Consider the following 26,293-nt stretch of genomic DNA (forward strand, 5'->3'; position numbering starts at 1 on the left):
ACCGTGCGTAACGCAAGACTTATGAAAGAGAGGGGCTGATGCGTAGAGACCTAAATTTGAATGTGCCCCAGGATCTGCAGCAGGCCGAGGAGCTGCTGGAGAGGTATGGGCGATGGGCCCAAGATCGGTACAAGAAGCAGCGCTGTGCGAGCGCGGAAGGGAAGTATCGGCCGCCGCCTCAGACTCGCAGTGATGACGAACACCTGGTCCCCTTGATGCCGGACACGAGCGCGCGACATGTCCAGCTGACGCTGCAGTCCATGCCAATGTAGTTTCGACGTGTGCTCTTTGCAATCTACGTCCCCAGAAGGAGCATCCGAACTCTGCGCGCCGCCGCCTAGGCTTGTCGAACCAAGGCTGGAACGATGGACGGCTACATGGTCTGCGCCACTTCTGGTCGATTGATTCTGCGCGCTAATTGCGCACCTTGACAAGGCGTGAAACAATCGCGACCAATTACCGCGACACTGAGTCGTGTGCCCTGGCTGCCTGATGGTAGCCAACGGCGTGACCAAAGCCCCAAGCATTGCCAGCTGGGGCTTTTTGCTTTTGGCTTACCGTTGTGAGTAATTGATAACGTGTAAGGGTTTGCACCACATGGATGCTCAAACCAGTCCCACGGCAGTCAACCTTCACAACGTTTACCTTTGAACCCAGGCCGCAGTTAACGGCTTTGTTCATAAGGAGGACATCATGAATACTGATCAAGTCAAGGGCACGTTGAAGGACGCAGCAGGTAAGGTTCAGGAGAAGTTTGGTGAACTCATCGACAGCCCTGAACAAGAAGTCAAGGGTATTGCCAAGCAGGTCGAAGGCACTGCTCAGAAGAAGGCTGGTGACCTGAAAGAGGCGATTCACGACGCGGCTAAAAAGTAAGCCGCTCGAGATCAAATGAACACAGCCCGCTAGGTTCACCAGCGGGCTGTGTTGCATTAGGGATGCTAAGACGAGCAGAGTCATTACGGCGACAAACTGTGCTCCCTTACGTTGAAGTGGCGGCGATGATCACAGAGCCAGGGCCGCAGTTGAGCGTACAACGAAGGTGAGGAAAGATGCTTTTATCTTCCTCACTTTGAGGAGAGCACCATGGCTTCATCAACATCTCACAAGTATTTGTTGGGCATGCCAGTTGATCCGGACCTTGCTGAGCAAGCAGTTCCGGGGCATGGAGTGCCATCGCAGGATCCTGACCCCGCAGCTCAGTATCAAATGAGCGAGAAGGAGTCAGCGCGTGAGTCAAGGTCAACCCTGGTTGCGGGCTGCATGATTCTTGGGATTATTGTCGGCGCAGGACTATGTGCTGCTGTGGCTGGTCTTATGGGTGTTTTTATTGGAGGCGCCGCCGGCGGCGTGATCGGCGCTGGGATTGCGACATGTTTACCGATGGATTGAGCACACCGTCTTGTGGGGAGCTTTCTCGTGTTGCCTATGGGCTTCCCTGCTGGCTTTGGTCAGCGTTGGCTTCCTGCTGCACCTTGGAGTCATGAGACAAGTTAAGCCAGCTAGCCTCGCCAGCGGGCTTTGCTTGAAGTTGAGCAGACTAGTTTTTGGTAAACCTCATTTCGTCTTGGCCGCGACTGCCTGTAACGGTGCCGTCAGGCTGCATTTGCATTTTGATGTTCGTGTCTTTGCAGCCCATCAGAGCCTCTGAGTGGCGAGCTGTAAAACGCATTTCCTTTGGTGACACGCTCTTTATTTCAAGCTGGGCTTCTTTCCCGACGCACGGGTCTAGCTTGCGTTGAGCCAACGTTTGCCACGTTCCACCGGCTTCGGTGATGACGACATTCGCCTGCAGCGATCGGCCATCCTTGTTTTCCCAGGTTGCGGTCCATTTGCCTATGAATGGATTCTCGCTTTGGGCCTTCGCTGGCGATACGCAGCTCAACACACTTAGGTAGACAAGGATGGCTGGCGCTGGTCGGATGCCGGTTTTCATCTGTCGCTCCATGGGTTGGTAGAACGTCAATATCGAGAATGAAGACCTGCAACGCAGTACCTTGTTTTTGTCAACTGTGGCTGAAGCTGACGAAGTTTTGCCATGAGACTGTCATATTGAAAAGGCAAGATGAACAACGCTGGGTTCAGGTTGTAGCACTGAAAGATGGCTTAACCCCTGGCGCCAATTCCAAAGCCTCGGCCACCGTGCCGGGGCTTTTCGTTTGTCTCCCTCCAGCCATGGGCTGGTTGCTGCCGCTTTGGCTTCACCTTGGCGGCTTTTTTATTCCTCGTTCGCTGCCACCGAGCACGCTCGACGATCACGCACATTGCAGTAGGGGCGGATCACTCGGTGGTGGCATCTATGTCTGTGACAAAAAACAGAAAGGGCCTACTAGGTAGGCCCTTCACTCACTGAAACTTGCCGATAGAAGAGGGTGTAAATGAACTTCAGTCGTGATCTCTCTCTGGATGGAGTCTCTGGTGAGTGATTCCATTTTGATCTTCTCACGCAAGAGGTTGATAGGTGTTATCCCTTGGGTGTTTTACGAGGATGTGCATCGAAAAGGCGATGCAGCATGCCGTGCTGCAAGGCGCCGACTACCGCAGCGACCTGCGCACCGCCGGCGACACAGCCCAGGCCCGCACCAAGGGCAGCGGCTGGCTGGCTTCTCTGGAAATGGGCAAGGCCTTCGAGCTGAGCAGCCACTGGAAGATCGAGCCCCAGGCGCAGATCATCTACCGCAAGCTGAGCATCGACGACACAGCGCTGAGTCTGGCCACGGTCAAGAACAAGGCTGACGATGACTGGACCGTGCGCCTGGGTGCCCGCCTCAAGGGCAACTTTGCGACCGGCGCCGGCGTGCTGCAGCCCTATGGCCGCATCAACGTCTACAAGGCGAGCAACACCACCGACATCGCCAGCTTTGCAGCGCCTGGTGGAGCCACCGACATCAAGGCCAAGTGCGGCTACACCGCCGCGGAGATGGCTGCCGGTGCCAGCCGCACCAGCGTCTATGGTGAGCTGGGCAAGCTGTGGGCCAATGACGGGGACAGCCGGGTCAAGAGCGGGCTGCAGGCTTCCATTGGCGTGAAGGTGCAGTGGTAGAGCTGGCTACCAGCTTGGTGCCCTGACAAGGCAAGCAGGAGCGAAGACAAAGGCTCGCAGTCATCACGCAGCGGCCCTTTTTGTTTGTATGACAGGTATCGCGTGTGGCGCTGAAGCCGAATTACCGGTTTTGAAGGACGGGAATCGCTGCATACCAGGCTCCGGTCGTCAAAGCTCGGTGACGGAAATGGGTTGTTAGCGGACCTGAAGCAGGCCGTTGAGCTGGGCTGGAAGCAAAACAAAAAACACTCTCGGGTGAATTAAGACTCCCCGGGACGGTACATCGGTTATGGTGGGTAACTTAAACCACTAAGGAATCGCCTGATGCCAAAACCCAACTATCAATTCGAAAAAAGGCAGCGGGAGCTCGAGAAAAAGAAAAAGAAGGCTGAGAAGGCTCAGCGCAAAGCTACTGGGCACGAAACAGCTGCGCCAGTCCTGAACTCTGAGGCTCTGGTTGAGAACAAGTAGGTAAGGAGCTTTGTGTCGGTGCGACTTTTGAGAGTCTCAAAAGAGCCGCGCTGGCACTTAGATCAGCGACTTGCCAAAGTGTGATCAATGGCGTTTGGAGATCTACAGCCTTGAACTTTGTAAGCTGCAAAAAAGATTGCCTGCAAGATGAGTCATCGTGCAGGCAATCTTTTTGCTAAAAACCGGAACACATGCCGGAACAGTTCCCCGAACGTCTTTAAAAGTTATAGCTTTACTACTTTGGTGCCCCGAACCGGAATCGGCCCGGCACGCTTTGCGGGTGGAGCCAACTACATCAAGGCTAAGGGCGGCTGCACCGCCACTGAGATGGCTACTGGTGCCAGCTTGCAGATCAACCCGCGCACCAGCGTTTATGGTGAGTTGGGCAAGCTGTGGGCCAATTCCTGGGCGAAGGCGAATGGAAGTGCAAAAAGCATGGCGCGGAACGTCGACGTCAATGGCGCAAGTTGCACATCGGTATCGATGCCCAGACACTGCAGGTGCGAGCCATCTGCGTCACCTCCAACAACGTCAGCGATACGGCCTTGGTGGCGAAATTGTTGACACAACTGCCGCTAGACGAGCCACTGCTGAGCGTCACAGGTGACGGTGCCTATGACACGCAGGCTGTGCATGCCGCAGTGATGGAGCACAACGCCATGCCCATCATTCCTCCATGAAAGAATTCCTGCATGCGCAAAGGCGCTGCCTTTGCACACCTCAATGCGGCAATCGCTGCATCCAGGCGCTTTGGACGCAAGTGATGGAAAAGTTGGAGTGGCTATCACCGATGCAGTCTGGCAGAGATCAAGGTGAACTGCATCAAGCAGCTGGGTGAACGAGTGATGTCACGCACATTCGTGCGACAGGTCAATGAGCTGCACATCCGAGCCACCATTCTGAATCGGTTCACTGAACTGGGCTGCCTGCAAACGGTGGCGGTGGCATAGCCATGCCTGGGGTCAGGGGTAGCCGGGCACGAAACTGTTTTATGCAACAGCGCCCCAGTGGGCAGGTCTGCGTGTCCAGCTGTCCCAGGGCGAAGCTGGGCAGGCCCTCGACCAGCAGCCCACTTCGTCAGCGTGGTCCTGGGCGCCGGTATCGAGCATCAGAGTGCGCGCCTGCGCATCGATCCAGACCCACATGCTGCCCTGCTTGGTGAAGGCCATGGGCGGCAGGTCCAGCTCGGCCTCGTCCTTGAGCTCCTTCTTGCCGGGTTTGCGGCCCTCGGCCATGAAGCGCATCACTCATTGACCGGCCGCGGATTCGACCAGCCGGCCGTGTTGCTCGCCGCGCGGCGGCACCCAGCCCGCGGAGCGTTCCTGTGTGGCGCCGCACTCCTCAAACTCCGTCTTTTGCAGGGCATCCTCCAGTGCCAGCAGATCGCCTTGCCAGCTCTTGGCGATGCGGTAAATGCTCCATCAGGACTCCATGAAAAAAGCACGCTTTAAAGCGGGCAGTTATACGAATTGGGTAGGAAAGGGGTTAGACAACAAGTATTTACAGCTGGGCCTTTCTGCAGGATTAGTCTGGAGGACTCCACTTTCTGAAGGAGTTGCTATGAAAGCGCTACTTTTAATTGCCGCAGTTACCGGCGCACTGGCGGGGTGCTCGATGATGCCGGGGCGTAGCTCTGGCTCGATGCCTGCTCAGGGGGCCGGTCAGACCATGGGATCAATGAATATGAGTGCAGGCCGAGACTCTTGGTTGGTTGACGACAATGGACGCCCTTGGACTAGCGGTGACGGCGCTTTCTACGGCTCTCAGAACAGATAGACAAGGGGCGTCAGGGCTTTTTCCTTGAAGCATTGCACGGTCTTGTCATCCAGCCACTCGGCATGCCCGGGTAGGCGAACTCGTCGCGCAGGCTTTGGGTGATGGTTTGGGGTTCGTCGGCTTGGGCATCGGGCGCGGACAGTCAGGTAGCGAGAAGTAGGACACCAACGATGACCAGCAGGGAGTCAACAATCGTCTTCATCATGGGGATCTCCTGTTCAATAAATTGCGTGGAACTATCAAAGCTGAATGCTCAGAGGAGTCATGTTTCTGGCGTGAGCGCCATCACCACGGCAGCACCGACCAAGCAGAACAGGCCGAGGCAGGTGAGAGTCCATTGCGCTGCGAGCGGCAGCATTGTGGTGTGGGCAGGGGATGGAGTCGAATGCATGGGGTCTCCTGTGGGCAAAGAAAAAGCCCGCGAGCGGTTGCTGCGGGCTTGAATAAAGATCCGGTGACCTTTCGGGGCGCGCCTGGGGAAGAAGGTGAGAGGGAGGGAGAAGAGAAGCCCAGGCCCGGCTACACAGATAGATTGCACAGCAGTTTGCCCGATGAGGGTCAGGCAATCAATGCGCACTTTGGTTAATGAAAAAGAATGCTGCGCCATCTGGTGTGACCACTCTCACCGCGACGCGGCTGCCGTGTCGTACCGTGCTCCTAGTTGACGATGGCCTAGGCGAATTCCGGAACTGTCGCACCTGCTTGAGTGGTCACGCTGGATGGCCCGCTAAGGGCCTGCGGGGGAAGGCACATGCATGCCGCATGCTGGCTAAACGCTCACATCTCAAGATATCCGGGCACAAAAAAGCCACCTGTAGGTGGCTGTACTGGTGACTAGATAGGGCTACTGCTTGAAGTCAAGTCCTTGCTTGACAGCATCTCGCATACGCTGGTCCCGCTCACCTCCGGGCATTGGTTTGCTATTGCGATCCTCAATCCTGGCCTCAGACTCGGTGAAGACCGGCGGCTCCGAGCGTGTAACCTGCCCTTTAGGCATATATGAAGGCTGAGCCTGGAAGTAGAGAAATAGGGTGGCCACAGTGGCTGCAGCAACCCATAGCTTTTGAAGCTTCCAGCTCAAGCCAAAGCCTATGGCCGCGATCAAGAGTGGGATCAGGTTGATGAGCAGGGTCATTTGCCAATGTTAACCATTGGAACGGCATCGCCCAGGGAGGTGGTAGGGAGTTGGCCATTCCACTTTTCAATCCAGGCGCGCTCATTTTCCAGCTTGCGCAGTTGCAGCACTCGCGCATCGACGGATTGAGCCAGTACGGACTGAGACATGGCTTCGGTTTCTGCCTTTTCCTTGTCAATTGCACGTTGCAGACGAGCTTCCTGCAATTCCCGCTCTAACTGAGCCTTGGAGATGGCCAGCTGCGCTTCTTCCTTTTGGATAGCTTCGCGTCGTTCGGCCGCGGACTCCTGAGCATCCGTAATGATCTTTGGATATCGCAGGTTGGTAATGCCAACAAAGCGCACCGAGAAAGGTGTAAGCGCTTCAATGGCTTTGCCCAGCTGTACGCGCAAGTCAGAGTTTATTTTTTCGTTGCTCGAGGCGATTTCACTGATCGACAGTTTGCTCAAATATTCGCGCACCTCGGCTTGAATAATCTGGCTGGCATAGGTGCGGTACACCTGCTCATTGGCAATCGTGGACACATAGTCCGAAACCTCTTTTGGCGCGACTGCATTAAAAAGCTCAGCCGTCTTTTTGGAGTTGATGCTCAAGGTTGCGCGAATGGTCACATCCAGGTTGAGTTTGTCTTCGGGGATAAAGATGCTCATGGACTCTTCATAGCCCTTGTCAGACACATCTAGCAAGACTAGTCGATCGCAATAGGCCCAACACTTGCCAAGACGGAACTTGGAGGTTGGAATCAGGCTGTCCTGATAGCCGTCTTTGGTCATGATCTTGCCAACGTGCGCAGGCGGAACCTCCACTTTTTGACCGCATGCTGCTAATACAAAGGCAGCAGCTACCGCTGCCAAACTGGTCTTGTGCTTCTTCAATAACTTCAAATCGAGCCGCCTCCTTCGCAGCTATAAAAGTGGGATTGAAACAAACTGCAGCTCTGTATGCAAGGCTCTAGTTTGAAACCCCAGATGTGTTCCGAGTGGTCCGCTTAGCCCTGCAGGGAAATGCATATGCATGCCGCATGCTGGCTAAACGCTCGCCTCTCAAAATCTCCGGGCGCAAAAAAGCCACCTCAGAGGTGGTCAGTCAAAGAAAGACCGCTTAGGGCGGGTATTGGTTAATCAATGAAACCGAGTTCGCGCAGTGCTTCTGTTTCTTGGGTGTACTCAGCATCCTCGATTAGCAGCACGCCGTCAGGTCCATACACATTGCGTTGGGGCACGCCCATGGGTTGCTCAATGCGTTCGACTTTGTAGCCGTGCCGCTCCCATATCTCGGTGGTGTTGATGCGTGTCATTGGTTCACTTTACACAAACTGAGGCCCTTGCAAGCAAGGTTTTGGTTTTAAAAACTTCTACCACTAAGACTGGCGCAGAGGCGACTTTCGGATACAAGTGAATGCTCGACACTGACGCTGCACTTGATGAAGGCCACATCGTATGTACGTACAGCCGCTTTTTTCCATTTCTGAGGTCAGTGAGTTGCATCAGGTCATGAATAGCTATCCGCTCGCAACACTGATTGCTGAAGGTGCAGGCGAGGTGGAAATCAATCTGCTGCCTCCGCTGTTGGTGAATGCGGGTTCGTTGGGGCGGCTCACCGGACACGTGAGCCAGAGTCATAACTTGTATTCAAAGGGCCGCAGCATCAAGACAGTGACTGCGATCTTCCAAAGCCCGAATGTCTATATCTCTCCCAAGTGTTATGTCAATGGGCAGCAAAGCGGGCGAAATGCCCAAGCTGGAACTACATGGCCGTTCAAGCGCAAGGCCGCATGCGATTTATCGATGATGCTTTGTGGATGCGCGAGCACCTGGATGCCCTAACGCATTCCCAAGAGATGTTGAGGGAAGAACCATGGTCACCAACTGAAGCGGATCCCGAGTTCCTGGGATCAGTGGCGGCGCGGCTCATCGGCTTCGAGGTGGACATAGAAAACCTATGCGGCAAGCGATTCCTATCCCAGCAGCGCACAGCCGCTGATCGGGACAGTCTGATTCAGCACCTGGCTCAGGATCAAGGACCTGGCGCAGCTGCGGTCTCCAGGCTGATCAAGTCTTCGCGAGTGCCATGATCAGCCAAACCGCAGCGCCCTGAATCAAGACGCTCTGGTTTGCGCCCTGCTGTCGCTCAGGGGCTGGCGCTGCTTGCGTAGTCTTGTGCGTGTTGCGGCATCATCTGGTGTAAGAGGGCGGGCGATTCTTCAAGCCATCGGCCAACTTCGAACCCGTGCTGTCTTTCGTGCGGCTTCCACGCCTGCCTGTGAGTGGCAGAGGTTGGGCCGGGTCATCCGGCCTATACGGCCGTGGTTTTGTGTGAGAGCTGCCACCGTGGACCGCTGATGGGGCAGCATGGCCCGCAAGCGCCTGGAGGCAGGAGCTGTGGTCGAGCTCAAGGAGACCATGAGGATGCATCAAGATGCTGCCAGACCGGTAGCCACTGATAGGGCGCTTCTGCAGCGCTGCCAGCAGCTGGTAGCTGCCTGGGAGGTGACGGACCAGACTTTGTGTGGATCATCCTTTCTGCGTGGGGTTTGTTGAAGAGGATATTGATTTCATTGGGTATTTCCTGCGTTCCAATGTGACAGTCAGGCCGCAGATGTCACCATACCCCCTCTAGAGAGGGGTAGCGGCGCGCGATGAAGTCAGTACGATCCCTGCTCACACTCAAAGGAGATGAATGCTCATGAAAGCAGCACTGATGATCTTGGCCACATTGATGTCGGCAGGCATGGTTTTTTCTGCGCATGCCGACGAGGCAAAAGCAGCCATAGCTTCAGGAACCATCAATATGGCCGCGAACATGAATGAGCTCGCTTTGGCTTGTGGGCACATGAGTTCCCAGGATGTGGAGACTGGGCGCATCAAGCAGCGCGACGCGGCCATCAAGGATCTTGGTGTTGCTCCCGCCAGCTACGACAAGATGTATGCCGGTTACGCATCCGACTTCAAGAAGAAATGGGGCACCATGACCCCGGAAAAACAAAAAAGCACCTGTGATCAGATGAAGCGCTAGCAACGCCTTCACATCCTGCAACCGAGGCCTGCCTCGGCGGGCTTTTGCATGTTTTCAGCTGCTGTGGAGGCTCACGCCAGAGCCATCCCAATAGCCTTCCATCAAGGGCATTTACGTTCTACCGACTGCAATCATCATGACCCCCATTGTTGATGGGGAGTTCGTATTAGCCAATCCATAGCAGTGACAGGCCTGTGGCTGCAACCAACACAAGGCAGAGAGCTGCAACGAGTAGCGGGAGTGCCATAGACAGCATCAGAGCCACATGGACGGATCGTCGATGCAGTGCCCATCAGCGAGCGACCAGCTTGCATCGAGGATCGGGCCGTATCGGGGCACTGGGAGGGTGATCTGTTGTTCGGCGATGCCTACAACCAGATTGCGACATTGGTGCTGATTTCGCACTAAGGACGTGTGCTGATGCCAAACAGCAAGCTCAAGCGATTTGATGAAACAGGTGCAGGCATCCATGCGCTGACTTGCTTTGACCAGCGTGTGACGACGACCTCGGGCGTGTTGGGTTTGCGCACGGAGTTCTCGCAAGACACTCGTTGGGGCGTTTTGCAGCCATTTGCTCGTGTGGAAGTTCAACATGACTTTGAAGGCCAAAGCGATGCCCGCCTTTCTTACGCAGACATTGTTGGGCTGGACTCGGTCTATCAAATCAGTGGCACACCTTATGGGCGTGACCGCGTGCAGTTGGGCCTTGGCAGCAAGCTGAGAACCAAGGCGGGAACCTGGTCGCTGGATTTCCAGTTGATGCGTAGCTCAGGCATGCTGGATCGCCGAGCTCGAATCATGTTTACGACTCAGTATTAAGTTCTGCATCGCGCTCTATTTGAGTTTCTCTGTCAGCCCACGGTCGCTAAGCGAGTGGGCGGCTTGATGTCAATCTCTAGCTAGAGTCCAGTCACAGTCGTTTCGTGGAGCCTGCGGCCGGGTCTGAATGGGAGTGTGCGAACGCAAATTTGCAGGATGCCTGCGCAATTCGCTCACGGCCTCAATAGGAGGCGGTAGGGCTGTGATGAGGTGGCCGAAGTTGTGGGTGCATGCGATCCGCTTTTAGTTGGATGGGCATGCCGCCCCATAGTCTATGACTGTGTATGCATCCAGTTTATGCGGTGGCCACCTTCATTCGCTCTGTGACCCTATTGGGGGGATGCATGCTGGCTGCAGGTTGAGCCAATGACGGGGGCTGAACCGAGGCATAATAACGACCGGTCATATCAAACGAGAAATGATCGATGCGGAGCGCTCCGCAAATCTAGGTTTAAGCGAAGCAAGAAAAACCTAGTGAAATCAATCATCTGCCCGTAGCTCAGTTGGATAGAGCAACAGCCTTCTAAGCTGTGGGTCACAGGTTCGATCCCTGTCGGGCAGGCCAAGTGAACAAAAAGCCCATTCATGCAATTGCATGAATGGGCTTTTTGTTTCTGCATCAGTAGTGTGACGCAGAGTGCATTTAAGACTCTGCGATCTTGCCTCTATATTTTCATTCCATCTCTTCTTCAAAAACGACCGATGGTGCGGCGACGACGCGTGCAATGTTCGTGGGGGCCGTAATCAGGCTTTTGCTTACATAGCTGAAGGGTGTGTCAGGCTCGAGGGCTGCAGTCGCCAAATGCGCTTTTGCCTGGTTGAGGGTGATGTAGTAGCTGCCCATGGGCGCTTCAATGGCGCCACGTGTCAGCACAGGGGTGTTGCTGCCGGTACGGGATGGGGTGTAGTTTTCTGCCAGCATTTGGCCAGATTCTGCAATCTGCATGACTTGCACTCCTTGCAGGCGCAAACGGTCGACGGCTCGCCCTGAGTCAGCCGACAGCCAGTAACCGCATGGGCGGGGACGGCTTTGTTCGGGCTTTATGTTCAGCGATGAATTCCAGTCCACACGGGCTTCGATTTCCTGGCCGGATTCGGCTTGCAGCATGCGGATGGTGCGCTGCTCAGCTGTTTGTTTGGCCTGGATGGTCAGGGTGTTGCGGCAAGCAAGAGCGGAAATGTCGCGGGACACAAAGGATTCGACCTGCTTCAGGTTTTTTGATTTCTCGGCCGTGGCTCGCAGTGCTGCAGTTGCCGCGGTGACCAGGCTGTGCACGCGGCGCTGAATGTGCAGGCGCCCCAGATCGGAGCCGCGGCTGGCTATCAGCAGAGCGACAGAGTTTTTGAGACTGCTGGTGTTGGCAAGAGTGTCGGCAGTCAAACCGGCCATGGACATTGATTTGTCCTCAGGCTGAGCACTGGGCTGAAAAAACCATTCATTGCTGAGCTCTGCCTGCTTGAGAGCGTTGCGTATGGGTTGACTGAACCACTCTCGCGCTGCCTTGTTGACAAATTCGTGTGCATTGGCCGTGGCTGCGGGCTGCAGCAGTACGTCGTAGCGCTGCACTGCCTGAAATTTCTGCAGCAACGTGCCAGCTGCTGCAAATTCACGTAGATCAATCACAGCTGCTGGGCGGTAGTTACGGCTCAGGCGGGCGAGGGCCTGTGCTTCCGGAGTGCTCAGCAGCAGATGATCGTGAACGAGGTCTGTGCCGTCTGCTGTGACGCGGCTGGCCGTGCCTGCCGCATCAGGATTGGCTCGGGGTACGATGATGATGTTGGTCTGCTGCAGCAAGGGCGCCAGCAGGCCGCCCTGGCTCAGTTCGCGTGCGACGACCAGCAGGGCCTCAGTGCTGGCAGGCTCGTCGCCACGCTGCCCACCGACCAAGAGCACGGTGGGTTTGCCGCTGCTGTTGATGGCCGTTGCCTGGGTGCTTTGGCCCTGAGTCGCAATAAGTGCTTGAATCGGCAGTCCTCTTTGAGAGGTGCCGATAGTGATGGTGGACAGTTGCGAGCCGTTACCGGGCTTACTACTCACTGTTTGCAGCCATGCAGAAATTTCTGTCTGCGTGCTGAACTGCTGTCGCCCGCTACCCAGACCCGGTGTGTCATAAAGAGTGGTGGGATCGGTGAAGAGAGACTCGATGGCCGGGTTATAGGGCAGGGCTGTCAGCTGTGGCGTAGGGGCAACCGCCTGGCTGATCACCGAAGGAGCGGCTGGAGAACTTGCTGCGGAGGGGGCTGGGGCCGGTGCTGGGCCTGACATGCCAGCCCAGGGCGGCAGCTGCACATTGGCACAGGCCGTCAACAGCACTGCCGAGCCCACCGTCGTCAGCTTGAGCATGCTTTGGGTCCATACGGACTGCGTGCGCTTGGCATGAGAGAAAACAGGCTTGGTAAGAAATGTCATAAGTTCAACGCAGATAAAAAGAACATGCCAAGAGCGAAAGCTCAAGCTTCGCACATCTGGAACCCATATTAGGTCGGCTGGCTTGCTGTCGGCTGTCAGCGCGCAGCGATGCTGCAGCTGGAAAAAACAGAAGGGCTGCAACATTGGAGATTGCAGCCCTTCAGGAGGTTGGGTTGAAGGTGACTCACACCTTCAACCATAGACGCCGTGGATTAACGGCCGTAACCGCCGCCAAAGCCTCCACGGTTGCCACCGCGATTGCCTCCGCCAAAGCCACCGCGACCGCCGCCAAAGCCGCCACGGCGACCACGGTCAGCCATGCTGTCCACGCTGGTACGCATGGGATCGGGCTGGCCACCACCGTTGCTGCCGCGTGCGCCGTTGAGTCGGGCGTGGCCTTGCTGCGTACCCAGGTGCGCATCGGCGCGGGGGGGCTGGTCGTCGTAGCGGCTGCCGCGCTCACGATCACCGAACTGGCGGGCGCTGCCGCGTTTGGGGGCTCGCTGTTGATCGCTATTGCCTTGGGGGCGTGGAGCTCGGTCGCTTTGACCAAGCGAGTTGCTGCGCTCGCCATGGCGCTCGGTGCTGCGATCGGAGTTGCGTTCGCCACGTTCCACTGCTTGCTGGCCCTGGCCGCGCTGGTTGTTGACGCGGCTGTTGCTGCGGGGCTTGTGCTGGCGTGCGGGGCGTTGCTGTGCTTCACCTTCTGCCTCGCCTTGCTGGGCATCTGCAGCAGGACGGCGACCACTGCGGCCTCCATTGGGAGTCTTGTTGGAGCGGATACGCTCCATCATTTCCTGGCGGGCTGCCTTGGCAGCGGCCTGCATCACATCACGGCTGGGAGGCTTGCCAGCGCCACCCCACAGGGTCTGTCGGCCCATGGCGATGGGCTCGGCGATTTCGCCTTCTTCAGGACCAAAGCCTTCGATGGGCTGCACCGGAATCTCCTGCTTGGTAAAGCGCTCAATATCCATCATGAAGCCTTCTTCGTCCATGCAGACCAGGCTGACAGCGTTGCCTTCGCGGCCGGCACGGCCGGTACGGCCGATACGGTGTACATAGTCTTCCGAGATATTGGGGATCTCGTAGTTCACCACGTTGGGTAGCTCGTCAATGTCGATGCCGCGTGCCGCGATATCTGTTGCCACCAGCGCGCGCAGCTCGCCCGTTTTGAAGCCTTCCAGGGCTTGGGTACGGGCGCTCTGGCTTTTGTTGCCGTGCAAAGCCATGGCGGAAACGCCGTTCTTGGTCAGGTACTCGGCCACATTGTTGGCGCCAAACTTGGTGCGGGTGAACACTAGCACCTGACTCCAGTTGTTTTCCTGGATGATGTGCAGCAGCACCTGCTTTTTCTTGCCGCGACCCACGGGGTGGATGACCTGCTTGATACGCTGCACGGTGGTGTTGCGCGGCGTGACCTGGATGGATTGGGGGTTGCGCAGCAGGCCATTGGCCAGTTCGCGAATTTCATCGCTGAAGGTGGCAGAGAACAGCAGGCTTTGCTTGTCCTTGGGTACCAGAGCCAGAACCTTCTTGACGTCATGGATGAAGCCCATGTCCAGCATGCGGTCGGCTTCGTCCAGTATCAGCATCTCGACGGTGGACAGGTCCATAAAGCCCTGACCGGCCAGGTCCAGCAGACGGCCGGGCGTGGCAACCAGAACGTCAACGCCTTTTTCGATGCGGGCGATCTGCGGCTTCATGCCGACACCGCCAAAAATCACGGTGGAGGTAATGTCCAGGTATTTGGCGTAGCTACGCAGGTTTTCTTCCACCTGTGCCGCCAGTTCGCGGGTAGGGGTCAGCACCAGAGTGCGGATGCCCTTGCCGCCAAACTTGTTCTTGGGCGCTGTGCCGTTTGCCAGGCGCTGCAGCATGGGCAGCGTGAAGGCTGCTGTCTTGCCGGTGCCGGTCTGAGCGCCGGCCAACAGGTCGTGCCCGGCGAGAACCAGAGGAATGGCCTGTGCCTGAATGGGAGTCGGGTTTTCATAACCCTGTTCTTGTACGGCCTTCAGAATGGCGGGTGCCAGATTCAGTTCTTCAAATGTCATTGTGATCAATTGCGCCAATCCTGGGCGCGGGGTATCAGCCTGTCATGGCACCCGTGGGGTGCCTGGCCAGTTGTAGGCAGATATAGTTTGCGTGTTGGGAGCTTGGAAACGCTTCCTTTGTCCCCAGCTGAAGTGCTGCTGCAGCAGGCAACTGGACGCCTGTTGCGAGGGGTATTGTCGCATGCACTGATAATCATGGTTTGATTGCCGTGTAAAGCGGCACACTTTTTTGCATAAATCCAAGTAACTCAAAGCATTTCGGACATGGCTCAATACGTTTTTTCGATGAATCAGCTGACCAAGACGGTGCCGCCCAAGCGCCAGATCTTGAAAGGCATTTCCCTGAGTTTCTTCCCCGGCGCCAAGATCGGCGTGCTGGGTCTGAACGGCTCGGGCAAGTCTTCGCTGTTGAAGATCATGGCCGGTGTGGACAAGGAGTATGAAGGCGAAGCCATCCCCATGCAGGGCCTGTCCATCGGCTACCTGCCCCAGGAGCCTCAGCTCAATCCCGAGCACACCGTGCGCCAGGCTGTGGAAGAAGCCATGGCCGAGGTGAACAATGCCAAAGCCCGTCTGGAAGAGGTGTACGCTGCTTACGCAGAAGAGGATGCCGACTTTGACGCCCTGGCTGCCGAGCAAGGTGAGCTGGAGGCCATCATCGCTGCCGCGGGAACGGACTCAGAGCATCAGCTGGAAATCGCTGCGGATGCACTGCGCCTGCCGGCATGGGACGCCATCGTGGGTCAGCTCTCTGGTGGTGAAAAGCGCCGCGTTGCCCTGTGCAAGCTGCTGCTGTCCAAGCCTGACATGCTGCTGCTGGACGAGCCGACCAACCACTTGGATGCCGAGTCCGTGGACTGGTTGGAGCAGTTCCTGCACCGCTTTAGCGGCACCGTAGTGGCCATTACCCACGACCGCTACTTCCTCGACAACGCGGCCGAATGGATTCTTGAACTGGACCGTGGCCATGGTATTCCCTACAAGGGCAACTACTCCGACTGGCTGATCCAGAAGGGTAACCGCCTGGAAGCCGAGCAAAAGGGCGAAGAAGCACGTGCCAAGGCCTTGAAGAAGGAGTTGGAGTGGGTTCGCCAGAATGCCAAGGGTCGTCAGGCCAAGTCCAAGGCCCGTATTGCGCGCTTTGAAGAGCTGAGCGATTACGAATACCAGCAGCGCAATGAAACCCAGGAAATTTTCATTCCTGTGGCCGAACGACTGGGCTCCAAGGTCATCGAGTTCACCAATGTCTCCAAGTCCTTTGGCGACCGCATGCTGATCGACAACCTTTCGATGAACATTCCTGCTGGTGCCATCGTCGGCATCATCGGACCGAATGGTGCTGGTAAGTCGACTCTGTTCAAGCTGATCGCGGGTAAGGAGCAGCCTGATTCAGGTACGGTGGACATCGGCCAGACTGTGAAGATGGCCTTTGTGGACCAGCATCGCGATGAACTGGCCAACGAAAAGACCGTGTGGGAAGACATCTCCGGCGGTTTGGACATGATCACCGTGGGCAAGTTCACCATGGCGTCGCGCGCTTACGCGGGCCGCTTCAACTTCAACGGCCAAGACCAGCAAAAGAAGGTCGGCAACCTCTCCGGTGGTGAACGCGGTCGTCTGCACCTGGCCAAGACGCTGATTCAAGGCGGAAACGTGCTGCTGCTGGACGAGCCCTCCAATGACTTGGACGTGGAAACCCTGCGTGCACTGGAAGACGCGCTGCTGGAATATGCCGGTACCGTGATGGTCATCTCGCATGACCGCTGGTTCCTGGACCGTATTGCCACGCATATTCTGGCCGCCGAAGGCGATTCGCAGTGGGTGTTCTTTGACGGTAACTACCAGGAGTACGAGGCCGATAAGAAGAAACGACTGGGTGAAGAAGGTGCTGCGCCCAAGCGTATGCGTTACAAGGCGTTGAAGTAAGCATCAAAATGTCTCCGGCATCAGCTGGAGCGGGTATTCTTAGGGGCTATGAGCCTCGCACATGCATCCGTTTCCGTGCTGCGCACCTGCCTTGTCCAGGTGGTGCGTGGCGCTGATGCATTCGCGCTGCGATTGTTGCAGCGCACCGAATATGCGTTGGAGCAATCGCTTTCGACGGGTTTCCACTCTGCAAGGCGCGATGTGCTCGGCGCTGCGCTGCATAACCTGCAGCAGCACCGGGCCTCGGTGATCAGCAGCTTCCCGCAGAACTTGCTGGAGGCGCTGGTACTGTCAGCGCGCCAACCTTTTTCCTTTTCTGCACAGACGCTGGATACCGTCACTGGCCGGCTTTTGCCATTGGCGGCCATGGCCGAGTCGGCCAGCCGTCAGCTCAAGGCCGAGCACAAGCTGGTGCAGATGGTCGAGCCCCAGGTCGAGCTGGCGCTGGCCGATCTGGATGCTTTGATGAGCGGCGCTCAGGGGCTTGAGTCCGCTCAGCCAGAGTGCAATCCGCTGCGGCTGGAGAACTATGTACGCGCTTTGAGCCAGTCGTTGACGGCTGTTCAGCCCGCCACGGAGGTGGCCGACTGCTGGCATGAATTCATGTCGCAGCAGCTGGGCTCGATTCTGGCTTCTGAATATTCCCGTGCTGCCAATTTGCTGCGCCAGCATGGCGTGCAGCCTGCCCGCTATGGGGCGGATGGCGACACCCGCCCCCAATGCCTGCTGACCTTGCGGCTATTGCAGGAGTTGGCCTCAGATCTGCGCTGGATTGATGATTCGCGCTGTACCGTGCCCCAGTCGCTGACTGACTCCATGCTGGAGGGTTGGCCTGCGACCGAGCCGGCCTCCATTGCGCCTGCGCAAGACTTGGGGCTGGAGGCGGGCTGGACTTCGTATTCGGCCAATGCGCTGCAGACTTCGCAGCAACCCTGGGTGCCCAGTGATCTGAGGGGATTGCGCGCGCCACAGCCCAGTCAGGCGCCCAGTGCTCTGATTCAGATACGCACGCTGCAGCGCATGATGAGTCATATGACCAGCGACGGCCGCCTGCTGCCGCCGGTGCAGCGGGTCTTGTTGCGGCTTGAACCCATGTTGAGTCAGTTGGTGGCGCAAGACGGTGCTTTCTTTGAAGATCGCTTGCACCCGGCACGGCAGTTGCTGGATGAGCTGACGGCTCGCAGCCTTTGGTTTGCCAGCGAATCTGCTCTGGGATTTGCTCACTTCATTACCGTGGCTGAGGCTGCGGCGAACCAGTTGGCTAGTGCAGGGCAGGCAAGTGCGCATGTGTTTGCCCAAGTGCTGCAATTTGTGCGCGAGCAGTGGCCGCCGGAAGGTCGCATGAGCCGTATTGCGCCTCTGAGCCAGCATACCGAAGTCGAGCATTCCACGCGACAAGGGCTGATGAGCTCGGCGCTGGGGCTGGTTGATCGTCAGATTGTGGGCGCCATCGAGCAGGTCAAGCCCGATGCTCTGCAACTGGCGCAGATGATTCGCAGCTTGCCCAGTGCCAAGGGTGTGCCTGAAGATATTCTGGATTTTGTGACCGGCCCTTGGGCCGGTGTGATTGCCCAGGCACAGCAGCGGGCCGAATCAGGGCAGGAGCGCGACCCGGGTGGCTATCTGGCGCTGGTGCCCAGCCTGCTGTGGAGCGTGTCGCCGCAGGCCGCTCAGGATGTAACGCGATTGGTGGCCATGGCGCCCAGGCTGCAGCGCCGTCTGGCGCGAGGCTTGCGCAGCGTGGGCCGCACGGATGTCGAAATCGCCGCACTGGCGGCCCGACTGGGAAGCCTTCAGCAGCGGGTACTGGATGCGGCCGAGGCCACGGGCCGGTCCGGCTCCGACGAATTTGCCAGGGCGGATGTGCTCGGTGAACTGCCCAGCGTGCTGGCGGGTCTGGATGGTGCCTCAGAAACCGTGCGTGCAGGACTGGATATCACCTTGCCGGTACTGACCGACAGAGTCGAGGAACTACCATCAGTGGCCGTGATGCGAGAGCCGCAGCCTCAGGCCGCAACCCATTCCTCGGGGCCTGCCTTCAAGACCACAGCGCTGCAAAAGACAGTAAGTGCTCCATTGGGCGAGACTGAAGCAGTTGTTTCTGCTCTCATGCCGACGCACGCACCCATGGGGCAGAGCAAGCCTGTAGATGTTGCCGAATGGCCTTTGGGGACCTGGGTGGAGCTATGCAACGAGCGCCAGCAACTGCGCACCAAGCTGACCTGGGTCAGCCCGCAACAAAGCCTGTTTCTGTTTACCGCTGAAGACGGAAGCACCCAGTCCATGACGCGCCGCATGCGCGACAAATTGCTGACGCAGGGGCAGTTGCGGCGCCTCGAGGCGATTGCCTAACTTCTTGCCTGTAGATCCTGATAGCTGGGCAGTGTCATCTGGCCTTCGATCTGTACCGATTGAGCTAGCAAAACAGCGCGTGCGGTGGCTATGGCCACGGCGTCGGCCGCCAATGTGCTCAGCGTCATCATTCCCAGCGAGTTGCCGCTGCACGCCGTGCCCAGGGCAAACAGGCTGTCGCCATCGCTCATGGTGTGCACGGGGTTGATGGCACGTGCCAGGCCGTCATGGGCTACCACGGCCAGGCGGTGAGCCTGGGCCTTGGTGATGGTGGCATCAGTTGCCACAACGCCTATCGTGGTGTTGCTGCCGGCCAGAATCGGCCTGGGCTCTTCTCCCTCCAGCAAGGCATCGCGGGTGCCACGCAATTGCAGGCCGTCTGCCGTGCGTGCCCCGGCCAGCAACTCACCGTTGAAGGGATTGAATACATCGCCCAGCGCATTGCAGGCAATGATGGCTCCCACGGTGACGCCATCGACGGTAAAGCTGGCTGTTCCTATGCCGCCCTTCATGGCGCGTTGATGGCCGAAGACCTTGCCCACCACGGCGCCAGCGCCAGCGCCTACGCTGCCCTCGGCAGGTCGCCCGGTGCCGAAGTCAGATCCCGCATTCCTGCTGGCGGCATAGCCGGCTGTGGCATCAGGGCGTATGCGCATATCGCCCATCATCACGTCAAACAGCACGGCGGCGGGCACCAGCGGGATGCGGCCCACGCCGATATTCAGGCCCGCGCCTTGTTCTTCCAGCCAGCGCACGGCCCCTGTGGCTGCGTCCAGCCCCCAGGCACTGCCGCCGGCCAGCATGACGCCGTGGACCTCCTGCACCAGATTGCTGGGGTGCAGCAAATCGGTCTCGCGCGTGCCGGGGGCTGCGCCGCGTACATCCACACCGCCTACGGCACCCTGGGGGCAAAGCACTGCGGTGCAGCCCGTGGGACGGCGCGAGTCGCTGAAATGGCCGACGGAAATGCCCCGCACACGGCCGATATGGCCTTCGTGTGCGAGCAGATCCTCAATGGTTGAAAAAGCGCTCATGTCGGTACTCCTTGTATTCTTTATATGTTTTTATGGATAAACAGATGGTTTTTTATTCTTTTGGGTTTGCCCGTGTAAGGTTCATACTTACTCACATTGTTGCAGCCCGGTAAACAAATGAGATCCGTGCTGCCCACGCGCATCAAATTCAAGGAGTGATCCATGCCCGCCCATTTTTCTTTTGCCGCCAGCCGCCGTGCCGTTCTGGCCACTGCTGCAGTCGCATTGCTGGCGACTGCCGGTGTGCCTGCTCTGGCGCAGGACGCGGCCAAGAAGAACCTGCTGATCGGTGCCACTGCCGGCTCCAACTATGACTTGCTGCAAAAAGGCATAGTGCCTCAGCTGCAGAAAAAGGGCTACCAGATCAAGCTGATCGAGTTCAATGACTATGTTCAGCCCAATCTGGCGCTGTCCGACGGTTCGCTGGATGCCAATTTCTTCCAGCACCGCGCCTATTTCGACCAGTTCACCACCGACCGCAAGCTGGCGCTGAGCGCGATTGCTCAGGGCCCAGTGGCACCCATGGGTGTGTACAGTAAAAAGCACAAGTCTCTGGCCGATATCAAGAGCGGTGCCAAGGTGGCTCTGCCCAATGATCCCAGCAACCTGGCCCGTGCATTGCTGGTGTTGCAGCAGGCTGGCCTCGTCAAGCTCAAGGAAGGGGTGAATCCGGCCCGTATCTCCGAGTTGGATCTGGCCGCCAATCCCCACAAGCTCAAGTTCGTTGCGCTGGAGGCAGCCCAGTTGCCCCGCGTGCTGGAAGATGCTGACTATGTGGTGGTCAACGGCAACTTTGCCGTTTCCTCGGGCCTGAAGCTGAGCGAAGCCGTGGTTCTGGAAAAGACTCCCGATCTGTACCTGAACGTGGTGGCCGTGAAGACCGGCAACGAAAACAGCCAGTGGGCCAAGGATCTGGCCGCAGCCTACCGCTCGCCGGAGTTCAAGTCCGTGGTGGACAGCCAGTTCCCTGGCTATTCCAAGCCAGCTTTCCTGAAGTGATCGGGCTGGACTGATGAAAAAAGGGCCGCGATTCGGCCCTTTTTTCATGCCCGTGGATTTGCTTGTTTTAGATGAAAAGTGAATAAGGGCATGGGTTTTTGTTGGTTGGAATTTACGTCCGCGGTCTGGATACTGCAAAGGCCTTTGCATGGATGCAGAGTCAGACCTTTGGTATCAAAACACAGTACATCAACGAGGAGCAAAGCATGACCACTCTTTTTTCCGTAGCGCACCGCCGCCGCCGTCTTCTGGCCACAAGCTTGCTGGCAGGAGCCGCTCTGGCCATGGGAGCCCTGCCGGCCGCGGCGCAGGATGCCGGCAAGAAGCAATTGGTCATCGGCGGCACGGCCGGCTCCAACATCGACCAGCTGCAATACGGCATCGTTCCCATTCTGCAGAAGAAGGGCTACAAGGTGCGCCTGGTGGAGTTCAACGACTATGTCCAGCCCAACCTTGCTTTGGCCGACGGTTCGCTGGATGCCAATTTCTTCCAGCACGAGGTGTATTTCAATCAGTTCAAGGGTGACCGCAAGCTGGATCTGACGGCCCTGGTGCAGGGGCCGATTGCGCCCATGGGCGTCTACAGCAAGCAGCGCAAGAGCCTGGCCGAACTGAAGGAGGGCGATCGCATCGCCCTTCCCAATGACGCCAGCAATCTGGCGCGGGGCATCTTGCTGCTGCAGCAGGCGGGGCTGGTCAAGCTCAAGGAGGGCGTGAACCCGCTGCGCGTGTCCGAGCTGGACCTGGCCTCCAATCCCAAGAAGATCAAGCTCGTGCCTCTGGATGCGGCTCATCTGCCGCGTGCGCTCGATGATGCGCAGTACGCCATCATCAACGGCAACTTTGCGATTTCCTCGGGCCTGAAGTTGTCGGATTCGGTGTTGCTGGAAAAGACGCCCGAGCATTATCTGAACATCGTGGCTGTCAAGACCAAGGACAAGGATGCGCAATGGGCCAAGGATCTGGCTGCAGCCTACAAGTCCGCCGAGTTCAAGGGCGTGGTGGACAGCAAGTTTGCGGGCTATGCCAAGCCCGCATTTCTGCAATAAGTCTCAGCCGAAGAGGGCCTGAACCTCGTTCTCCAGATGGCGTAGCGCGCGCAGCTCGATCTGCTGCAGCTGCGCTTTCTGCGTTTCGGGCAGGCCCTGTAAAAGTGCAGCGGCGCCAAAGTCGCTGAGTACGGCCCGCCCGGTCTGCAGATTGCACAGGATATTGTGGGCATACAGATCTCCATGCAGCAAACCTCGCCCGTGCAGGTGGGTGATGGCAGAGCGTATGCCTTGCAGCAGTAGCTGGGCCATGTCAGTTTGCAGGCGCAGTTCGGGGTCATAGACATCACGTGTGCAACTGTCGAAGCTTGGCGGCCCGGCCAGCGGTTGCATGGCTGAATCCAGCAGGGGCAGGGCCGTGGCCATTTGCCCGTCAGGAGCACCCAGAACCTGCGCCAGCGGCGTCAGCAGATGAGGGTGCTGTCCTGCTGCAATGCCTGCTGCCAGTTCGGATTGTGGCGTGCCGTCGCTGGTCTGGGCGGCCTTGAAAACCTTGAGTGCCAGCTCCTGTCCGTTGAGGCTGGCGCGGTAGATATGGCCGCTGGCACCCTCGCCCAGCTTGCCGGCGATCTGCAAATTTTGATAGAAAATGGGCTCAATCCCATGCCTTGAAAGCGTATCCAGCTCCTGTTTTTGAGTCATTGGATTACCTGCCAGTGCCAGCCATGCCAGGTGTGGCAGCCGGAAGATGACTTCGGGAGCATCTTCGAAGCGGTTGCTTGCAATGCGCAGCAACTCCAGCGCCTGGCAATGCTCCAGGCTTTGGGGCAGCTGCCTCAGTTGGTTGCACGACAGCATGAGCTTTTGCAGGCGCGTGCATCGGCCAATGGATTCGGGTAGCTGTTGCACGTGGTTGTCTGTGAGAATCAGCCAGCGCAATCGTGGCGGCAGGCTCTCCTTTGGCACATGCGCGATGCGGCAGGCCTTGAAGCCCACCATTTCGAGTTGCGGCATGCGGCCCAGCACGCGGGGCAGTTCGCTGAACGGATTGTTCGAGGCAAACAGAATGCGCAACCGCGCAAAGCGCGTCAGATCATCTGGCAGAGTGGTGAGCTGGTTGCAGGACAGATCTAGGATCTCCAGCGTCTCGGCCAGCTGATAAAGCGCGTCGGGGAACTCGGTCAACCCATCGCTGAGCCTGATATGGTGTGCGCGGGCCAGTGAACCATTGGCCAGTCCGGAGTGAAACTGCTCTAGCGTCAACATAGGACGCGCAGTCTAAGCCCTGCGCACCCCATGCACCCCAAACACACAATGCACGGAATGCCTGCATGAGAATCTTCAAAGACCTGCCTGCGCTGGTGCAGGCATTGCCCGAACTGGCGCTGAGCGACTGGGTGGATCTGCCCGCCGATGCAACAGCCCAGCTCGATGCGCCACATCGGTCCCCGTCAGCAGATCTGCTGACACAGCCTGCTTTGCGCTTTGTGGCGCGCGATGCGAATGAGGTGCCGCGCATGGGTTATATGCCGTGGATACCGGTGGCGGTACTCGCCCAGATGCACTGGCCTTCACCATTTGACGCGCAGGCATGGTCTCGTTTTTTGCAGGCCGAGTTCGGGCGCAGCCAGCGCTTTGTAGAAACCCATGCTGTGTGGGATGAGGCCGATGTGCCCGAGCCGTATTGGCCGCCCGCCGATGCTTCGTTCGATCAGCGGCTGGCCTATTGGCATCATGGCCTGCAAGCCCATGCCTGGATGGACGAAGAGCCTGCTTCAGTCCAGCCCTTCAGCCGGGCTGAGCTGCGACTGTGCGAATGGCGCCTGGGCTGCAACCTGCCCCAGCCCTTGCGTGACTATCTTTTGCAGCTCGGTGTACTGGACTGGGCCGAGCGCTTGCTGAGTCCGCGCTTTGATCTGCTGGCGCCGGATGCTGACATGGATGCCATCGGTACGGTGCAAGTCGTGTTTCCGGGCATTGCCGACATTGTGGAAATGAGTGCACCGCAACAGGCGCAGGACCTGATGGCACAGCTGGGCGAGCTGGTGGTGTTCGGGGACTACCTGGGCAATGGCAATCTCTGGTGCTTTGACCGTCGCGATGGCTCCGTCTGGTATCTGGACCATGACAGCAGTCCCTTGCTGACCCGCATGTTTGACGATGCGGGTGACTATCTGGACGCGCTGGCCTTGATGTCGCTATGCCGCAGTCATGCCGTGGCCCAGGGGCGGGATGATGGTGATGAGCAGGCCGAAGTGCTGCTGGCAAAGCGCTTCGGGCAGACGCTGATCAGGAAATGGATGTACTGAGATGAGCATGAAACTGCTCAAAGCCGCTGAAAAAGGCGATATCGTTGCGCTGAAGCTGCGCCTAAAGGACGGTGACGATATCGCCTATGTGCAAAAGAGCACAGGCCTCAATGCGCTGATCACGGCCCTCAATTGCGGCAACGATGCCGCGGCCCAATGGCTGGTGGAGCAAGGCAGTCCGCTGGATCAGGTGAGCCTGACAACCGGCATGACCGCAACCGCCTGGGCGGCCTTCAACGGGCGCACAGAGATGCTGCAAGTGCTGCGGCAAGCGGGGGCCGATCTCGACAAGACCGGGGATAGCAAAGGCCGCACCCCGTATCTGATTGCCGTGGACCATGGCGCCTGGGCGGTGGTGCGCTGGTTCTGGTCGGCCGGGGTCGATCTTCGGCGAAGAGATGCCCAGGGTCGCAATGCATTTGATCTGCTGGTGCACAGCGGTCGTGATGTGCCTGGGGATGTACTGGAGCGCGTGGCAGGCCATGCCGCTGCACCGCCCACGGGGCGGTGACGGGATGAAGATGCCATGCTTGCATGGCATCTTCATCGCCTCAACGGCGGGACTGCATCAGGACGCTGGCTGGATGCGGGTGATGATCAGCGAGCCATCCTTGTCCTCGGCATGGAACAGAACCTTGTCGCCAGCCTTGAAAGAGGCCGACTGAGCAGAGTCAGACAGCGCAAACACCATGGTCATGGGAGGCATGTCCAGGTTTTTGATTTCTTCATGGCGGATCGTGAGCCTGCCTGTGCGGGCATCCACACGGGTGACTTCACCGGCGGTCAGCACATCGGTCTGGCCGGTCGATGCGGTTGCCGAAGCATCGGCCATCCCATCATGGCCTGCGTGTGCCGAGTGATCCTGTGCGGAAGCGGGTGCAGCCAGCGCAATGCCAAGGCTCAGGGCTGCCAAAGCGGTGTGAAAGAGGTTTTTCATCATGTTCTCCTGACTTGAGGGGGTCAGCCGCGATAGCTGGTGAAGACGGAGGTGCTGACATCGCTGCGCATCAGGCTTTGGGTGACCAGCAGCACGTCGTAGGGGTCTTTGCGGCCACCGTACTCGGGGCCGTCCATACCGGGACTGCCGATGGGCATGCCTGGTACGGCGATGCCCAGCGCCTTGGGTTTTTGCTTCAGCAGCTTGTGCACATCGGCGGCAGGCACATGGCCCTCGACCAGATAACCGCCCACCAGGGCGGTATGGCAGGAGCCCAGACGGGTAGGCAGTCCCAGTTTGGCGCGTACGGCGCTGTTGCCCACGTCGTGGACCTTTACGGCGAAGCCAGCCTGCTCAATCAGGACAATCCAGTCCTTGCAGCAGCCGCAGTTCGGATCTTTCCAGACCTCCATGGCAATCTTGGCGGGAGGAGCAGCCATTGCTGGCAGTGCAGCCATGCCGGCAGCGGCGGCCAGCAGATGCAGGGCATGGCGGCGGTTGGTGCTTGTCATCGGGAATTCCTTTCTTGCGTTATTCGGTGACGGTGATGCGGCCCGTCATGCCGGCCTGGTAGTGGCCGGCGATCAGGCAGGCGAAGTCGAAATTGCCTGCGCGGTTGAAGCTCCAGACCATGTCTTCGGTCTGGCCTGCGGCGACATGGGTCATATAGGGTTCGGCATGTTCCATGCCGGGGTACTTGAGCATCATCTGCGCGTGCTCATCGAGCGATGCCCGGGTGCCCAGCACCATCTCGTGCATGAGATGGCCTTTGTTGACCACGCGCAGGCGCAGGGTCTCGCCTTTTTTCACACTGAAATGACTGGGGTTGAAGCGCATGTCGTCCGTCATCTGGATGGTGATGGTGCGCCGGGCCCCTCCGGCTTCGGCGGCAATGCCCCAGGGCTTTTGCTCCTTGATCACGGGACTGCTGGCATGGGTGTTGTTTCCATGCGCAAAACTAGCGCTGGCGCTTGCTGCTAAAACGCAGGCAGCTATGAAATGAATAGTCTTCATGGGAGTCTCCTGG

At 58.2% G+C, this 26,293-nt stretch carries 25 protein-coding genes, 1 tRNA gene and 4 pseudogenes; 17 read left to right on the forward strand and 13 right to left on the reverse strand.

What is annotated here, in order from left to right:
• The first annotated feature begins 693 nt into the window (after nt 1–693).
• Complete coding sequence (locus P353_RS17320; protein WP_034372173.1) at nt 694–876, forward strand: CsbD family protein; 183 nt, start codon at nt 694–696, stop codon at nt 874–876.
• A 210-nt stretch (nt 877–1,086) separates the two neighbouring features.
• Nucleotides 1,087–1,392, forward strand: coding sequence for a hypothetical protein (locus P353_RS29300; RefSeq protein ID WP_157839627.1), 306 nt, complete (start codon nt 1,087–1,089; stop codon nt 1,390–1,392).
• 148 nt (nt 1,393–1,540) lie between these two features.
• On the opposite strand, the gene P353_RS17325 is transcribed toward P353_RS29300, so the two are convergent.
• A complete protein-coding gene (locus P353_RS17325; RefSeq protein WP_053284491.1) occupies nt 1,541–1,936 on the reverse strand; it encodes a hypothetical protein in 396 nt (131 codons plus the stop codon).
• Between the two features lie 570 nt (nt 1,937–2,506).
• Here P353_RS17325 and P353_RS17330 point away from each other — a divergent pair.
• From P353_RS17330 to P353_RS28385, 3 genes and pseudogenes are all read left to right on the forward strand, one after another.
• Entirely contained in the window at nt 2,507–3,043 is a 537-nt protein-coding gene (locus tag P353_RS17330; RefSeq protein WP_232776636.1) for an autotransporter domain-containing protein, read from the forward strand.
• Between the two features lie 324 nt (nt 3,044–3,367).
• A complete protein-coding gene (locus P353_RS29605) occupies nt 3,368–3,514 on the forward strand; it encodes a hypothetical protein (RefSeq protein WP_196354151.1) in 147 nt (48 codons plus the stop codon).
• A gap of 398 nt (nt 3,515–3,912) precedes the next feature.
• Nucleotides 3,913–4,464, forward strand: a pseudogene (locus tag P353_RS28385) (IS5 family transposase); the annotation flags it as partial.
• Nucleotides 4,465–4,522: 58 nt separating this feature from the next.
• Here the strand turns inward: P353_RS28385 and rdgC are convergent.
• The 5 genes and pseudogenes from rdgC to P353_RS17365 all read right to left on the reverse strand — a co-directional run.
• A pseudogene (rdgC, locus tag P353_RS28390) lies at nt 4,523–4,929 on the reverse strand (recombination-associated protein RdgC); the annotation flags it as partial.
• 348 nt (nt 4,930–5,277) lie between these two features.
• Nucleotides 5,278–5,495, reverse strand: a pseudogene (locus tag P353_RS29995) (hypothetical protein).
• 639 nt (nt 5,496–6,134) lie between these two features.
• Complete coding sequence (locus tag P353_RS17355) at nt 6,135–6,425, reverse strand: hypothetical protein (RefSeq protein ID WP_034372186.1); 291 nt, start codon at nt 6,423–6,425, stop codon at nt 6,135–6,137.
• The gene (locus tag P353_RS17360; RefSeq protein WP_230847801.1) at nt 6,422–7,309 is read right to left on the reverse strand and encodes an SPFH domain-containing protein; all 888 of its coding nucleotides are present in this window, start codon (nt 7,307–7,309) and stop codon (nt 6,422–6,424) included. The genes P353_RS17355 and P353_RS17360 overlap by 4 nt, the downstream gene beginning before the upstream one ends.
• Nucleotides 7,310–7,542: 233 nt before the next feature.
• Nucleotides 7,543–7,722 carry a hypothetical protein gene (locus P353_RS17365; RefSeq protein ID WP_034372189.1) on the reverse strand — a complete coding sequence of 60 codons (180 nt, stop codon included), beginning with the start codon at nt 7,720–7,722 and terminating at the stop codon, nt 7,543–7,545.
• 142 nt (nt 7,723–7,864) lie between these two features.
• Between P353_RS17365 and P353_RS30190 the strand changes: the two genes are divergently transcribed.
• The 6 genes and pseudogenes from P353_RS30190 (at nt 7,865) to P353_RS17390 (ending at nt 10,824) form a co-directional block, all read left to right on the forward strand.
• Nucleotides 7,865–8,251 carry an FMN-binding negative transcriptional regulator gene (locus P353_RS30190; protein ID WP_269799969.1) on the forward strand — a complete coding sequence of 129 codons (387 nt, stop codon included), beginning with the start codon at nt 7,865–7,867 and terminating at the stop codon, nt 8,249–8,251.
• A complete protein-coding gene (locus P353_RS30195; protein WP_332835654.1) occupies nt 8,176–8,499 on the forward strand; it encodes an FMN-binding negative transcriptional regulator in 324 nt (107 codons plus the stop codon). The genes P353_RS30190 and P353_RS30195 overlap by 76 nt, the downstream gene beginning before the upstream one ends.
• A gap of 611 nt (nt 8,500–9,110) precedes the next feature.
• Nucleotides 9,111–9,440, forward strand: a complete 330-nt coding sequence (locus tag P353_RS17380; protein WP_034372195.1) for a hypothetical protein — start codon at nt 9,111–9,113, stop codon at nt 9,438–9,440.
• 255 nt (nt 9,441–9,695) lie between these two features.
• A pseudogene (locus tag P353_RS30360) lies at nt 9,696–9,833 on the forward strand (IS30 family transposase); the annotation flags it as partial.
• 27 nt (nt 9,834–9,860) lie between these two features.
• Nucleotides 9,861–10,259, forward strand: a complete 399-nt coding sequence (locus tag P353_RS17385) for an autotransporter outer membrane beta-barrel domain-containing protein (RefSeq protein WP_157839628.1) — start codon at nt 9,861–9,863, stop codon at nt 10,257–10,259.
• 488 nt (nt 10,260–10,747) lie between these two features.
• Nucleotides 10,748–10,824 (forward strand) — tRNA-Arg (locus P353_RS17390).
• A gap of 108 nt (nt 10,825–10,932) precedes the next feature.
• Here the strand turns inward: P353_RS17390 and P353_RS17395 are convergent.
• Together P353_RS17395 and P353_RS17400 are read right to left on the reverse strand one after the other, a co-directional pair.
• Nucleotides 10,933–12,669, reverse strand: coding sequence for a M14 family zinc carboxypeptidase (locus P353_RS17395; RefSeq protein WP_034372202.1), 1,737 nt, complete (start codon nt 12,667–12,669; stop codon nt 10,933–10,935).
• A 212-nt stretch (nt 12,670–12,881) separates the two neighbouring features.
• A complete protein-coding gene (locus tag P353_RS17400; protein ID WP_034372205.1) occupies nt 12,882–14,720 on the reverse strand; it encodes a DEAD/DEAH box helicase in 1,839 nt (612 codons plus the stop codon).
• Between the two features lie 264 nt (nt 14,721–14,984).
• Between P353_RS17400 and ettA the strand changes: the two genes are divergently transcribed.
• Complete coding sequence (ettA, locus tag P353_RS17405) at nt 14,985–16,646, forward strand: energy-dependent translational throttle protein EttA (RefSeq protein ID WP_003063408.1); 1,662 nt, start codon at nt 14,985–14,987, stop codon at nt 16,644–16,646.
• A gap of 48 nt (nt 16,647–16,694) precedes the next feature.
• Nucleotides 16,695–18,998, forward strand: a complete 2,304-nt coding sequence (locus P353_RS17410) for a DUF1631 family protein (protein ID WP_034372208.1) — start codon at nt 16,695–16,697, stop codon at nt 18,996–18,998.
• Here the strand turns inward: P353_RS17410 and P353_RS17415 are convergent.
• Complete coding sequence (locus P353_RS17415; RefSeq protein ID WP_052084920.1) at nt 18,995–20,032, reverse strand: P1 family peptidase; 1,038 nt, start codon at nt 20,030–20,032, stop codon at nt 18,995–18,997. The genes P353_RS17410 and P353_RS17415 overlap by 4 nt on opposite strands.
• 162 nt (nt 20,033–20,194) lie before the next feature.
• On the opposite strand from P353_RS17415, the gene P353_RS17420 reads away from it, so the two are divergent.
• The gene (locus tag P353_RS17420) at nt 20,195–21,031 is read left to right on the forward strand and encodes a MetQ/NlpA family ABC transporter substrate-binding protein (RefSeq protein WP_034372211.1); all 837 of its coding nucleotides are present in this window, start codon (nt 20,195–20,197) and stop codon (nt 21,029–21,031) included.
• A gap of 206 nt (nt 21,032–21,237) precedes the next feature.
• Nucleotides 21,238–22,080 (forward strand): MetQ/NlpA family ABC transporter substrate-binding protein, encoded by an 843-nt coding sequence (locus P353_RS17425; RefSeq protein WP_034372275.1) that lies wholly within the window; start codon nt 21,238–21,240, stop codon nt 22,078–22,080.
• A 3-nt stretch (nt 22,081–22,083) separates the two neighbouring features.
• Here the strand turns inward: P353_RS17425 and P353_RS17430 are convergent, their stop codons facing one another.
• Nucleotides 22,084–23,286, reverse strand: a complete 1,203-nt coding sequence (locus tag P353_RS17430) for a leucine-rich repeat-containing protein kinase family protein (protein WP_034372214.1) — start codon at nt 23,284–23,286, stop codon at nt 22,084–22,086.
• Between the two features lie 65 nt (nt 23,287–23,351).
• On the opposite strand from P353_RS17430, the gene P353_RS17435 reads away from it, so the two are divergent.
• Both P353_RS17435 and P353_RS17440 read left to right on the forward strand, forming a co-directional pair.
• Nucleotides 23,352–24,329: an SMI1/KNR4 family protein gene (locus P353_RS17435; protein ID WP_034372217.1), complete on the forward strand. Its 978-nt coding sequence runs from the start codon at nt 23,352–23,354 to the stop codon at nt 24,327–24,329.
• Between the two features lie 7 nt (nt 24,330–24,336).
• Nucleotides 24,337–24,840, forward strand: a complete 504-nt coding sequence (locus tag P353_RS17440; RefSeq protein WP_232776639.1) for an ankyrin repeat domain-containing protein — start codon at nt 24,337–24,339, stop codon at nt 24,838–24,840.
• Nucleotides 24,841–24,897: 57 nt separating this feature from the next.
• Here P353_RS17440 and P353_RS17445 read toward each other — a convergent pair whose 3' ends face one another.
• Genes P353_RS17445 through P353_RS17455 form a run of 3 tightly spaced genes read right to left on the reverse strand, consistent with a single transcriptional unit; the run spans nt 24,898 to nt 26,280 of the window.
• Nucleotides 24,898–25,266 carry a copper-binding protein gene (locus tag P353_RS17445; protein ID WP_034372277.1) on the reverse strand — a complete coding sequence of 123 codons (369 nt, stop codon included), beginning with the start codon at nt 25,264–25,266 and terminating at the stop codon, nt 24,898–24,900.
• Nucleotides 25,267–25,289: 23 nt separating this feature from the next.
• Nucleotides 25,290–25,778, reverse strand: coding sequence for a DUF411 domain-containing protein (locus P353_RS17450; RefSeq protein WP_034372221.1), 489 nt, complete (start codon nt 25,776–25,778; stop codon nt 25,290–25,292).
• A gap of 19 nt (nt 25,779–25,797) precedes the next feature.
• The gene (locus tag P353_RS17455) at nt 25,798–26,280 is read right to left on the reverse strand and encodes a cupredoxin domain-containing protein (protein ID WP_034372223.1); all 483 of its coding nucleotides are present in this window, start codon (nt 26,278–26,280) and stop codon (nt 25,798–25,800) included.
• Between the last annotated feature and the right edge of the window lie 13 nt (nt 26,281–26,293).

Origin of the sequence: Comamonas testosteroni (assembly GCF_000761245.1) — a bacterium.
GTDB classification, from domain to species: Bacteria; Pseudomonadota; Gammaproteobacteria; order Burkholderiales; family Burkholderiaceae_C; genus Comamonas; species Comamonas testosteroni_C.